The organism is Streptococcus sp. BS35b (assembly GCF_000286475.1).
GTDB classification, from domain to species: domain Bacteria; phylum Bacillota; class Bacilli; order Lactobacillales; family Streptococcaceae; genus Streptococcus; species Streptococcus oralis_W.
Map to the genome: position 1 here is coordinate 396,986 of NZ_ALKH01000001.1, position 11,192 is coordinate 408,177.

14 protein-coding genes, 1 CRISPR repeat array and 1 other annotated feature are annotated in these 11,192 nt (G+C 38.2%); of the genes, 5 read left to right on the forward strand and 9 right to left on the reverse strand.

Translation table 11 applies throughout. The annotated features are described in order from the left end of the window. Positions 1–81: 81 nt before the first annotated feature. The 4 genes from rpmA to HMPREF1149_RS04175 all read right to left on the reverse strand — a co-directional run bounded on the left by rpmA (position 82) and on the right by HMPREF1149_RS04175 (position 1,970). Positions 82–375, reverse strand: coding sequence for a 50S ribosomal protein L27 (rpmA, locus tag HMPREF1149_RS04160; protein ID WP_000916509.1), 294 nt, complete (start codon positions 373–375; stop codon positions 82–84). A gap of 16 nt (positions 376–391) precedes the next feature. Then, positions 392–736, reverse strand: a complete 345-nt coding sequence (locus tag HMPREF1149_RS04165) for a ribosomal-processing cysteine protease Prp (protein WP_000613697.1) — start codon at positions 734–736, stop codon at positions 392–394. Positions 737–751: 15 nt separating this feature from the next. Beyond that, entirely contained in the window at positions 752–1,066 is a 315-nt protein-coding gene (gene rplU / locus HMPREF1149_RS04170) for a 50S ribosomal protein L21 (protein WP_000109141.1), read from the reverse strand. A 34-nt stretch (positions 1,067–1,100) separates the two neighbouring features. Next, positions 1,101–1,220, reverse strand: a sequence feature (ribosomal protein L21 leader region). Between the two features lie 54 nt (positions 1,221–1,274). Continuing rightward, positions 1,275–1,970, reverse strand: coding sequence for a YoaK family protein (locus HMPREF1149_RS04175; RefSeq protein ID WP_002878952.1), 696 nt, complete (start codon positions 1,968–1,970; stop codon positions 1,275–1,277). Between the two features lie 155 nt (positions 1,971–2,125). Here HMPREF1149_RS04175 and HMPREF1149_RS04180 point away from each other — a divergent pair, with 155 nt between their 5' ends. Both HMPREF1149_RS04180 and HMPREF1149_RS04185 read left to right on the forward strand, forming a co-directional pair. Further along, positions 2,126–3,103 (forward strand): Gfo/Idh/MocA family protein, encoded by a 978-nt coding sequence (locus tag HMPREF1149_RS04180; protein WP_000915876.1) that lies wholly within the window; start codon positions 2,126–2,128, stop codon positions 3,101–3,103. After that, on the forward strand, positions 3,100–4,182 hold the full coding sequence (locus tag HMPREF1149_RS04185) for a DEAD/DEAH box helicase (protein WP_000850597.1): 1,083 nt from the start codon (positions 3,100–3,102) through the stop codon (positions 4,180–4,182). The genes HMPREF1149_RS04180 and HMPREF1149_RS04185 overlap by 4 nt, the downstream gene beginning before the upstream one ends. A 24-nt stretch (positions 4,183–4,206) precedes the next feature. Here HMPREF1149_RS04185 and HMPREF1149_RS04190 read toward each other — a convergent pair whose 3' ends face one another. Beyond that, complete coding sequence (locus tag HMPREF1149_RS04190) at positions 4,207–4,584, reverse strand: DUF1934 domain-containing protein (RefSeq protein ID WP_002879045.1); 378 nt, start codon at positions 4,582–4,584, stop codon at positions 4,207–4,209. 71 nt (positions 4,585–4,655) lie between these two features. On the opposite strand from HMPREF1149_RS04190, the gene HMPREF1149_RS04195 reads away from it, so the two are divergent. From HMPREF1149_RS04195 to HMPREF1149_RS04205, 3 genes are all read left to right on the forward strand, one after another. Beyond that, on the forward strand, positions 4,656–5,960 hold the full coding sequence (locus HMPREF1149_RS04195; protein ID WP_001003523.1) for an HD domain-containing protein: 1,305 nt from the start codon (positions 4,656–4,658) through the stop codon (positions 5,958–5,960). Between the two features lie 12 nt (positions 5,961–5,972). Further along, the gene (gene yidA, locus HMPREF1149_RS04200) at positions 5,973–6,779 is read left to right on the forward strand and encodes a sugar-phosphatase (protein ID WP_000023532.1); all 807 of its coding nucleotides are present in this window, start codon (positions 5,973–5,975) and stop codon (positions 6,777–6,779) included. 271 nt (positions 6,780–7,050) lie between these two features. After that, a complete protein-coding gene (locus HMPREF1149_RS04205; RefSeq protein ID WP_001233347.1) occupies positions 7,051–7,230 on the forward strand; it encodes a hypothetical protein in 180 nt (59 codons plus the stop codon). Positions 7,231–7,416: 186 nt separating this feature from the next. After that, positions 7,417–8,375: direct repeats of the CRISPR family, unit length 36 nt; unit sequence GTTGTACAGTTACTTAAATCTTGAGAGTACAAAAAC. Positions 8,376–8,446: 71 nt separating this feature from the next. On the opposite strand, the gene csn2-St is transcribed toward HMPREF1149_RS04205, so the two are convergent. From csn2-St to HMPREF1149_RS04225, 4 genes are all read right to left on the reverse strand, one after another. Then, positions 8,447–9,490, reverse strand: coding sequence for a CRISPR-associated protein Csn2-St (gene csn2-St / locus HMPREF1149_RS04210; protein ID WP_000783366.1), 1,044 nt, complete (start codon positions 9,488–9,490; stop codon positions 8,447–8,449). Then, positions 9,487–9,810 carry a CRISPR-associated endonuclease Cas2 gene (cas2, locus tag HMPREF1149_RS04215; RefSeq protein ID WP_001268299.1) on the reverse strand — a complete coding sequence of 108 codons (324 nt, stop codon included), beginning with the start codon at positions 9,808–9,810 and terminating at the stop codon, positions 9,487–9,489. Before cas2 ends, csn2-St begins: the two co-directional genes overlap by 4 nt. Positions 9,811–9,814: 4 nt before the next feature. Continuing rightward, positions 9,815–10,723, reverse strand: a complete 909-nt coding sequence (gene cas1 / locus HMPREF1149_RS04220) for a type II CRISPR-associated endonuclease Cas1 (RefSeq protein ID WP_000220254.1) — start codon at positions 10,721–10,723, stop codon at positions 9,815–9,817. Positions 10,724–10,900: 177 nt separating this feature from the next. Continuing rightward, a partial coding sequence (locus HMPREF1149_RS04225) for a hypothetical protein (RefSeq protein WP_000607250.1) occupies positions 10,901–11,192 on the reverse strand: 292 nt, incomplete at its 5' end.

Sequence of the window (11,192 nt, forward strand, 5' to 3'; positions counted from 1 at the left end):
GGAAAGCCTTATTTTATGCCAGTTCTAGCTTCCTCGCCTTTTCATTTCAAGGCTCGGGATAAAAAGGTTCACTGAACCTTTTTATTTTGCGATTGGGTAAACAGAAACTTGTTTTTTATCGCGTCCTTTACGTTCAAAGCGTACTACGCCTTCAACTTTGGCGAACAAAGTATCGTCTCCACCACGTCCAACGTTTACACCTGGATAGATATGTGTACCACGTTGACGGTAAAGGATTGATCCACCTGTTACAGTTTGTCCGTCAGCTGCTTTAGCTCCAAGACGTTTCGCTTGTGAATCACGTCCGTTTGATGTAGAACCTCCACCTTTTTTGTGGGCGAAAAGTTGCAAGTTGTTAAGAGTCATTTTTAACATAATGTTTTCCTCCGTGTTAGTTTTCTGTGATAACTCTGGTTTGGACGAACTCAGAAGAGTTCTCCGATAAGTTTGCCATACCTAAGAAAAATGATTCGAAGAATAACTGGGTCATTTCTCTCTGGTGTGAAGGAAGATCCGCTGGTATTTCAACCTTTAGATAGCCACCTTCATCTTCGTTTAATTCTAAGATTGGTTCATAGCCTGCAAATTTCTCAATGGAATTGATAAAGTTAATGGCAAGCGTAGAAACCGATGCACACACGACATCTAAGCCGTATTCGCCACTTTCGGCGTGTCCAGTAATTTCCGCACTCCTCAGCTCGCCATCTTCGGCTCTCTCAAAGACTGCTTGTATCATGTGTTCTCCTTAAAATTAAGCGTTGATCGCGTTGATGACAACTTTTGTATATGGTTGACGGTGACCTTGTTTACGGTGGCTACCTTTTTTAGGTTTGTACTTGTAAGTAACAACTTTCTTTTGTTTTCCTTGTTTTTCAACAGTTCCAACTACAGTAGCTCCAGCAACAAGTGGAGTTCCGACAACAGTGTTTTCACCACCAACAAGAACAACTTCGTTAAAAGTAACTTCTTGACCAGCTTCAACGTTCAATTTTTCAACGTAAACTGCTTGACCAACTTCAACTTTAACTTGTTTTCCGCCAGTTTTGATAATTGCGTATGTGCTCATTATGCACCTCCTATGATTTTTAGGGTTTCCCCGTATTTTTGTGAAGACTCGCCTAGCATCGTGGGACGAACCACTTAAAAGAAAGGCTCTAAGTATAACAAAGTTTAAATTTTGTATACGATGAGCAACGATGTTCGTGCGGTTGCACAGGACTGTGCATAGTCAACTCTTCGATTATAGCATATCTTCTTTTTTCTTACAAGTAAAATCAATTAAAATTAAGTTTTTTCTCTTCTTTTTTTCTCCAAGAAGCAAAAAGCATGCTAAAGTAAAAGATACCCATCATAAGAGGAATACCTAGAATTGTCTTTTCCTGACAATAAATCGTCAAATAAGCTGAAAAAACAACCCCGAAGACAAAACTGCTAAGCAAGCTAACAAAAATCAAGCCCTCTCGTAGGAAAGGCGTATGCTTGGTCCGAAAATAATCTCCAAAAGCCAACATGGTTCGTTTGATATTCCCAGTCATAAAAGCATTATTATAGGCAATCCCTGATACTTCTCCAAAAGCAGTTGTCACCAGTCCCATACAGAAGGCCAATGGCGGTACGAGATAGATATTCTCTACAGTTTGCGGCACAAAGCCAATAATTAGGGACAGGACTGCAAGTGGAATTACGGACAAAATTGGCTTTTTAACAATTCTCAATTTTTCCTTATAAATAGTTAATAAAAGGACCCCCATCATAAAAGCTAGCAAGGTCATTACTTTAGCACTGGCATCTGACACATTGTGTTGAATGAGTCCTACTGATAGAAAAACCACATTCCCAGTCTGTCCTGCCACAAGGGTATTTCCTCGCACGATAAAGGTATAGGCATCTACATATCCTGCGCAAAATGTCAAAAAAAGCGCTAGCCTCTTAGACTGACGTGATATTTTTCTTATTGGTAATAATCTCATTTTCTCCCTCTTCTCATTCCATCTACTTATCTAAATATTGTACCACTTTCTCCAAGAAATGCGTAGTCCATTTGAAAATTTTTACCATCTGTTGGATAGTCCTTCTTTTCTGTGTTATAATGAAGGAAGGTTTTAAAATCGGAAAAGGAGTATTTATGCTAAAATTAGGTGTCATCGGAACAGGTGCTATCAGCCATCATTTCATAGAAGCAGCCCATGCTAGCGGAGAATACCAACTGGTCGCAGTCTATTCTAGAAAACGAGAAACTGCCGCAACCTTTGCTTCCCGCTATCAAAATGTCCAACTCTTTGATCAATTAGAAGACTTCTTTAAGTCTTCCTTTGATGTAGTCTATATTGCTAGTCCAAACTCCTTGCATTTTGTTCAAGCCAAGGCTGCCTTGTCTGCTGGTAAGCACGTCATTCTTGAAAAGCCAGCTGTCACTCAGCCACAAGAATGGCTAGATTTAAGGCAAACAGCTGAGAAAAATCACTGTTTTATCTTTGAAGCTGCTCGTAATTACCACGAGGAAGCTTTTACCACTATCAAGAATTTTTTGGCAGACAAGCAAGTGTTGGGAGCTGATTTCAATTATGCTAAGTATTCATCCAAGATGCCGGACTTATTGGCTGGACAGACGCCAAATGTCTTTTCAGATCGTTTTGCTGGTGGAACCCTTATGGACTTGGGGATTTATCCTCTCTACGCTGCCGTTCGCCTCTTTGGAAAGGCTCAAGACGCGACTTATCAAGCTCAACAGCTTGACAATAGCATTGACCTAAATGGAGACGGTATCCTCTTCTACCCTAACTTTCAAGTTCATATCAAAGCTGGGAAAAATATCACTTCCACTCTTCCTTGTGAGATTTACACAGCAGATGGAACCTTGACCCTCAACACGATTGAGCATGTCCGCTCAGCTATTTTTACTAACCACCAAGGAAATCAAGTCCAGCTCCCTATCCAACAAGCTCCCCATACAATGACTGAGGAAGTTGCTGCATTTGCACAGATGATCCAGCAACCAGACCAGACGCTCTACCAGACTTGGCTGGATGATGCAAGTTCTATTCATGAGCTACTCTATACCATGCGCCAGACTGCTGGCATTAGATTTGAGGCAGAAAAATGAAAACCAAACTACCGACTGAATGGCAGAAATTGAGCGACCAGCTCGGCTTCCAAGAATTCACGCCCATTCAAACCCAACTATTTGAGCCCATTCTTGCAGGAGAAAATCTTCTAGGAGCAAGCCCAACAGGAACTGGTAAGACCCTCGCTTACCTCTTGCCAAGTCTTCTCAGACTACAAAAGAAAAAAGCCCAGCAGCTCTTGATCCTAGCACCAAATACAGAATTAGCTGGACAGATTTTTGACGTGTGTAAAACGTGGGCTGAAGCCATCGGCTTAACTGCTCAGCTCTTCTTGTCAGGTTCAAGTCAGAAACGCCAGATTGAACGCCTCAAAAAAGGACCAGAAATTCTGATTGGAACACCTGGCCGTATCTTTGAGTTGATTAAATTGAAAAAAATCAAGATGATGAATGTGGAAACCATCATCCTGGATGAATTTGACCAATTGCTCGATGATTCTCAGATTCACTTTGTTGAGAAAATCACCCACTACGCACCTCGTGACCACCAACTCATCTACATGAGTGCGACGACCAAGTTTGACCAAGAAAAGATTGCACCAAACACGCGCACCATTGATCTCTCAGATCAAAAACTGGACAACATCCAACACTTCTACATGCAGGTAGACCAACGTCACCGAGTGGATATGCTACGAAAATTGGCTCATGTAGAGGATTTCCGCGGACTAGTTTTCTTTAATGGCTTATCTGACCTTGGAAGTGCAGAAGAAAAGCTACAGTATCGCGATGTCTTGGCCGTTTCCCTCGCTAGCGATGTCAATGTTAAATTTCGAAAAGTCATCTTAGAAAAGTTTAAAGACAAGCAGCTAACCCTGCTCCTTGCAACTGACCTTCTGGCTCGTGGAATTGATATCGATAGCCTAGAATGTGTCGTAAACTTTGATGTTCCTAGAGATATCGAAACTTACACTCACCGCTCTGGCCGTACAGGTCGCATGGGTAAAGAGGGCTATGTTATCACTCTCGTAACCCATCCTGAAGAACTTAAAAAACTCAAGAAATTCGCAAGTGTTCGTGAAATTGTCCTAAAAAATCAAGAACTCTATATCAAATAAGGTTGGCTCTCGCCAACCTTTTTCTTATCCCCAAGTAATTTCTAATTGATAGCTGGCAAAGGGTTGTCCCTCTTGATTTTGCAGTTGATAGGCGAGCTCAATCTTTTGCCCATCCAATTTGTAGTGATTCGTTTGAATGATAAATTCCTGCATCCCCATTGGTGTGGGAATATAGGCTAAACTATCACTAGCCTTTAGAAAACGCATAATGGTTTTCGGATTGGAAAAACGGGTCATCACCAGTTCTTCTTCATGAAACTTGAGAACCACTTTTTCCTTTTCCTCATTGTAGAAAAGCAGATAGCTATAATCTCCCTTTTCACGCACTTCCACATCATAGAGTTGGTCTATGACTTCCAACTGTTCATCAAACTGAATCGTATTTCGCATCCGAATCTTCACATCAAATCCTCTTTCTTGTCTCTTGTTCTACTATTTTACCAAAAAGAGCAGGATTTTGCTATAATGGTCATATGAACGAAAAAGTATTCCGTGACCCTGTTCACAATTATATCCATGTTAATAATCAGGTCATCTATGACTTGATCAATACAAAAGAATTTCAACGTCTGCGTCGTATCAAACAGCTAGGGACTTCCAGCTATACTTTCCATGGTGGGGAGCACAGTCGCTTTTCCCACTGTTTGGGGGTCTATGAGATCGCTCGTCGTATCACGGAGATTTTTGAAGAAAAATATCCTGAAGAATGGGATCCTGCTGAGTCTCTCTTGACCATGACCGCTGCGCTTCTTCATGACCTCGGGCATGGTGCCTACTCGCATACTTTTGAACATCTCTTTGATACAGATCATGAGGCCATTACCCAGGAAATCATCCAAAGTCCTGAGACAGAGATTCATCAAGTCCTACTACAAGTAGCGCCAGATTTCCCCAAAAAGGTTGCCAGCGTCATCGACCATACCTATCCTAACAAGCAGGTCGTACAGCTCATCTCCAGTCAGATTGATGCGGACCGTATGGACTATCTCTTGCGCGACTCCTATTTTACAGGAGCATCTTATGGGGAATTTGACCTGACTCGCATCCTCCGAGTCATTCGTCCTGTCGAAAATGGCATCGCCTTTCAGCGCAATGGCATGCATGCCATCGAAGACTACGTCCTCAGTCGCTACCAGATGTATATGCAGGTTTATTTCCACCCAGCAACACGCGCCATGGAAGTTCTCCTACAGAATCTCCTCAAACGCGCTAAGGAACTCTATCCTAAAGACAAGGACTTCTTTGCACGAACTTCTCCACATCTCCTTCCTTTCTTTGAAAAAAATGTGACCTTGTCTGACTATCTAGCTCTGGATGATGGCGTGATGAATACCTACTTCCAACTCTGGATGACCAGTCCTGACAAGATACTAGCCGACTTGTCGCAACGCTTTGTCAACCGCAAGGTCTTTAAATCCATTACTTTTTCAGAAAAAGACCAAGACCAACTCGCAACCATGAGACAACTGGTTGAAGATATCGGTTTTGATCCAGACTACTATACTGCTATTCATAAGAACTTTGACCTCCCTTATGATATCTATCGTCCCGAATCTGAAAATCCAAGGACACAGATTGAGATTTTACAAAAAAATGGTGAACTGGCAGAACTATCTAGCCTGTCCCCTATCGTCCAATCCCTTGCTGGCAGCCGCCACGGTGACAATCGTTTCTATTTTCCAAAAGAAATGTTGGATCAAAATAGCATCTTCGCAAGTATCACCCAGCAATTTTTACACTTGATTGAGAACGATCATTTTACCCCAAATAAAAACTAGAAAAGGAAATATATGAGTATTAAACTAATCGCCGTCGATATCGATGGTACCCTGGTTAACAGTCAAAAGGAAATCACTCCGGAAGTCTTTTCTGCCATCCAAGATGCCAAACAAGCCGGTGTCAAGGTCGTCATTGCAACGGGTCGTCCTATCGCAGGTGTTGCTAAACTTCTGGACGACTTGCAGTTGAGAGACGAGGGTGACTATGTTGTAACCTTCAACGGTGCCCTTGTCCAAGAAACTGCTACTGGCCATGAGATTATCAGCGAATCTTTAGCCTATGAGGACTATCTAGATATGGAATTTCTCAGTCGCAAACTCGGTGTCCACATGCACGCTATTACCAAGGACGGTATCTATACTGCCAATCGCAATATCGGAAAATACACAGTGCACGAATCAACCCTCGTCAGCATGCCCATCTTTTACCGCACACCTGAAGAAATGGCTGGCAAGGAAATCGTCAAGTGTATGTTTATCGATGAACCGGAAATTCTCGATGTTGCGATTGAAAAGATACCAGCAGAATTTTACGAACGCTACTCCATCAACAAATCTGCTCCTTTCTACCTCGAACTCCTTAAAAAGAATGTAGACAAGGGTTCAGCCATCACTCACCTAGCTGAAAAACTCGGATTGACCACAGATGAAACCATGGCAATCGGAGACGAAGAAAATGACCGTGCCATGCTGGAAGTCGTTGGCAACCCTGTAGTCATGGAAAACGGAAATCCAGAACTCAAAAAAATCGCCAAATACATCACTAAAACAAATGATGAATCTGGCGTTGCCCATGCCATCCGTACGTGGGTACTGTAGCAAAAGGTAAGAATAGACGAAAACCGCTCAGTTGAGCGGTTTTTTACACTGTTTATATGCCCCCTGCAAACATAATAATATATATCAGTCTTTCTGGTTTGTTGTTATTCATGGTTTTTAAAAAAAGAAAAACTATTAAAAAATATAAAAAAATAAGTTTTTGGGGGCAAGTTTTGGGCGAAAATATTTAGAAATAATTTATCAAAACGCTTGACATCTCGGTTCTCCGTTATATAATATGATTAAGATAAAAATTGAGGTAAAGAAAAATATGAGAAAAGTTATTCAAGAATTACTTAATAGTTCTATTTCTACATCTGCTATTTCACAAGGTGCCGGTGTGCCATGGACTACCGTTTCTGACCTCAGAAAAGGAAAAACAAGCATGGACAAAATGGCACTTCTCACAGCAGAAAAACTTTATGAATTTGCTACAGCTGATAAGCAGTGATTTCCGTCACTGCTTTTATTATTGCAAACAAAAAAGCCCGCAAGCCTGAGCCTGCGGTTACAATTCGAACAATATTTTAGAAAATTTCCTTTCTATTTTTAAAAAATTATTTTGTAGTGATCAATCCGTCAGGCTCGATGTTGAAACTTTCTTTTTCAGCCAATCGGCCATCTTCAAGCATGAGGTGTTGTACAGTTACTTAAATCTTGAGAGTACAAAAACCGAACCCTGGAAGTGGGATGACTTGGAACGGTTGTACAGTTACTTAAATCTTGAGAGTACAAAAACTCATTGTCCTGGAGTTCTTCAGTCCATTTCGTTGTACAGTTACTTAAATCTTGAGAGTACAAAAACAGAAAAATGCTTGACTTTATTCGTTCATTAGTTGTACAGTTACTTAAATCTTGAGAGTACAAAAACTCTTTTCACTAGGCAAAACCATAAGTGAAGGTTGTACAGTTACTTAAATCTTGAGAGTACAAAAACCACTTTTGATAAAGCTGTCCCCGTATTTATGTTGTACAGTTACTTAAATCTTGAGAGTACAAAAACTGGCATTACAAAGAGCGGAAACATCAGTAAGTTGTACAGTTACTTAAATCTTGAGAGTACAAAAACCTGGTGTTAATCTAGGGTTTCGTATTGGTGGTTGTACAGTTACTTAAATCTTGAGAGTACAAAAACACTACCTGAATTGCAGGCATCATTTCATCGGTTGTACAGTTACTTAAATCTTGAGAGTACAAAAACTCATCTGGTTCTAGACTTTCTAGTAATTGGTTGTACAGTTACTTAAATCTTGAGAGTACAAAAACAATCTCTGTTGCCCATTGTGAACAGTGATGGTTGTACAGTTACTTAAATCTTGAGAGTACAAAAACCCTTGCTCTACAAAGAGTAATCTAGAAGCAGTTGTACAGTTACTTAAATCTTGAGAGTACAAAAACACCTACAATGACCATTGAATTAGGAAGATAGTTGTACAGTTACTTAAATCTTGAGAGTACAAAAACCACTTCGAACAATTTCGAACGGTTGTCCTAGTTGTACAGTTACTTAAATCTTGAGAGTACAAAAACAGTCCCAAAATCTACTCTAGATCCGAGATTGTTGTACAGTTACTTAAATCTTGAGAGTACAAAAACCTCAAATTCGTCAATTTTGATTTTTGCTCCCCTCAAAAATATTATAAATTCTTAAATTCCACTCGTCAATACTATTCTTCCAAATATTTCAATAACATTGGATTGACTGATTCACTACGAAATTTTGTTTTCATTTCATACTGATACAAATTATTCAAAATTTTTAATGCTACTTGATCTTCTACAGATAAACTCATGTGAAGAATGTCCGAACTAAATAAATAGGATCCAATTTTTCTTAAAGAAGTTAAAAAGTCTTGTTCATCAGGTATTTGATTTATTGGATATTGATTGACAAAGCGATCATACATAAATTCTAGAGAATAAAAATGATCAACATAATCGGAAACAATATTGATTTCCTCTAAAACTTCTTTCGTGACATGAAGATAACCTTCATTGGAAGGAAACAAAACAATATATAATGAATTATTATGATTAGTAAGAAACTCCATTTTCTCGCAACATTCAACAAAATCACTATAGGATAGAAAATCATCCAAATTTCGTAAGACAAGCAAAAACTTTTCAGAACTGTTCGTCGCCATGACTTCTAACATGGAAAGAAATAATAAAAACTTTGTCTTATTGTCTACAAATTCAAAGGATATATTTTTATCATTTTTTCCAAAGTATGGTAAAAAATTCTTTTGAATCAATTGATCCGTATTAAAATATTTTGCTTCGGTATGATAGATAATTTCATCTAATTGAAGATTCAACTTCTGATTCAATAGAAGTGAAATCCTATCTAGATTGTCATTGATATTTTCAATTTGCTCCATTATCTCTATATAATTAATCTTTTTCTTTATATAATCATAGGCTACTGTTCCTTTTTTATATTCCATTTGTTCAATTAAATCATTGATATTGGACACTTGAATAACACTGAATTCTGACCGGGAAACCATTATATCGTCTATTAGTATTTTAGGCTCATTTTGTTCAAATAGAACTAAATCTTCCTCACTATATTTTTTTCCTCCAAAATACCATAATAGTATCTGCCAAATATAATATTTTAATTGCTGATCTTGACCTACAATTTGAGTAAATTGGCCAAAACTTAATGAAATTTTATCCTTATATGGATGACTAATGTTCATTTTCATATAACTACCAACTTATTATCACTGACTACTTCTTCTTGCTTTGTTTTTCCACCAATTATTAAAATCATTTCAGAAAATTGTTTCTCTGTTACTGCAAGTAAACGGACATTCCCACTTGGTAAATTACTCTGACTTAATTTTTTATAGAATTTACTTGCAAAACTTCGATTAGGACAGGTTCGATAATAGACAGAAAACTGCAACATTTCAAAACCATTGGCAATTAAATCTTTCCGAAAGTTACGATAGACCCTTTTTTCTTGATTAGTTTCCATTGGTAAATCAAAAAAACACAATAATCTCAATGCTTCATACCTCATTTCTTTAACTCCATTCTACACTCGAAACCACCGGACAGTAAAATTTACTAGTATCCTTATCAGAGATACATTTTAGAAAACCTTTGACATATTTATCCATTGCTACCGTTACAGAACACGTTTCTTTCCCATAACGAATCTTCGCATTTAGTGTATCCGTCAACGCAAGACGAAATTCATATTTCAAATACTCTTCATCTCGTAAATTTTGATAGACCCAGACATCGATAATCTGCCGAAAAGGTTCCATTAGATCATCAACCAAGTTAAACTGGTTATATTCATTCTTATGGAAAATGCCAATCAAGGGATTCAAACCATAACCAGCAATAATACGTGCCATCTGCGCTCTCATGATTGCATAACCATAATTTAGGCCAGCATTGATGACATCCGTTTCCTGTTGTGTAAGACGTACGAATTTCTTTCCAAATAATTCATTGAAATAAACTTTAGCAGCATGACCTTCACGATTGGTTTTATCTCCATATTCAATATGATCTTTATAGTCTGCTAATAATTGAATGCATTCAATATTTTTCTCAAACATTGCAAGAACATCTTGCTGATTGTTTATTTTGAAATAAGTAACTATCTGCCATAATTTGTCTTTCTGTTCCTGCGTCCACAATAATTGCTCCTGTAATTTTTTATAGGCTCTAAAATGACCATTTTGAGAATGATAAATTCCTGTAGGCAAGTGCTCATTATCACAGACAATTAAGGCAATATTATACTTACTTAAAGCACTTAACAACCTTAAAGTTACAACAGTCTCCCCTCCTTCTGCTACAATTATCGAAATATCACTCAGTGGGATAACATAGTCTTGACCCATTTTCTTAATTAGAAGGTTATCCAACTTCAATTGCATTTTTTCACTCTGACAGACATGCACAATTCTCCAAGTCATCGTATTTTCCTCTTTCACAAAACGAAAACACCCAGCCATAAATGACAGGGTGTTGAATTCGGCATGAAGCCTTATCTTTGTAGCTTCTGCAAGATTTAAGTAACTGTGCAAGGCGTCCCTTACAGTTACTATTATAGTACATTGTACAAGCGTTTGCAACTCTTTTTTAAATATTTTTTAAAATTTGAGTTTTGGTTCGTCACCCTCTTTTTTAATGATATGTTTTTTTCCTAAAACATCCGTTTTGACTTTAAAAATAGAAATATTTGATTTATTTAATCCCTTCAAACACTGTCCTCCTTTGGCAACATTTCCAAGTATCGTTATCAATTCTTGTTGACCATCAAATCTAGCTTTATCATAAGGTTTTAGTTCTACATAGTGTTTTGCCGTATCATTCCTTGAATTAAATCTAAATAATTTTTGTTCATTGTTTTCTGAATCTTTTATTAATATCAAATCATTTTTA

Coding starts and splice junctions, on each gene's coding strand:
- rpmA (WP_000916509.1), bottom strand. CDS start 375: ATGTTAAAAATGACTCTTAACAACTTGCAACTTTTCGCCCACAAAAAA.
- HMPREF1149_RS04165 (WP_000613697.1), bottom strand. CDS start 736: ATGATACAAGCAGTCTTTGAGAGAGCCGAAGATGGCGAGCTGAGGAGT.
- rplU (WP_000109141.1), bottom strand. CDS start 1,066: ATGAGCACATACGCAATTATCAAAACTGGCGGAAAACAAGTTAAAGTT.
- HMPREF1149_RS04175 (WP_002878952.1), bottom strand. CDS start 1,970: ATGAGATTATTACCAATAAGAAAAATATCACGTCAGTCTAAGAGGCTA.
- HMPREF1149_RS04180 (WP_000915876.1), top strand. CDS start 2,126: ATGCTAAAATTAGGTGTCATCGGAACAGGTGCTATCAGCCATCATTTC.
- HMPREF1149_RS04185 (WP_000850597.1), top strand. CDS start 3,100: ATGAAAACCAAACTACCGACTGAATGGCAGAAATTGAGCGACCAGCTC.
- HMPREF1149_RS04195 (WP_001003523.1), top strand. CDS start 4,656: ATGAACGAAAAAGTATTCCGTGACCCTGTTCACAATTATATCCATGTT.
- yidA (WP_000023532.1), top strand. CDS start 5,973: ATGAGTATTAAACTAATCGCCGTCGATATCGATGGTACCCTGGTTAAC.
- HMPREF1149_RS04205 (WP_001233347.1), top strand. CDS start 7,051: ATGAGAAAAGTTATTCAAGAATTACTTAATAGTTCTATTTCTACATCT.
- csn2-St (WP_000783366.1), bottom strand. CDS start 9,490: ATGAAAATGAACATTAGTCATCCATATAAGGATAAAATTTCATTAAGT.
- cas2 (WP_001268299.1), bottom strand. CDS start 9,810: ATGAGGTATGAAGCATTGAGATTATTGTGTTTTTTTGATTTACCAATG.
- cas1 (WP_000220254.1), bottom strand. CDS start 10,723: ATGACTTGGAGAATTGTGCATGTCTGTCAGAGTGAAAAAATGCAATTG.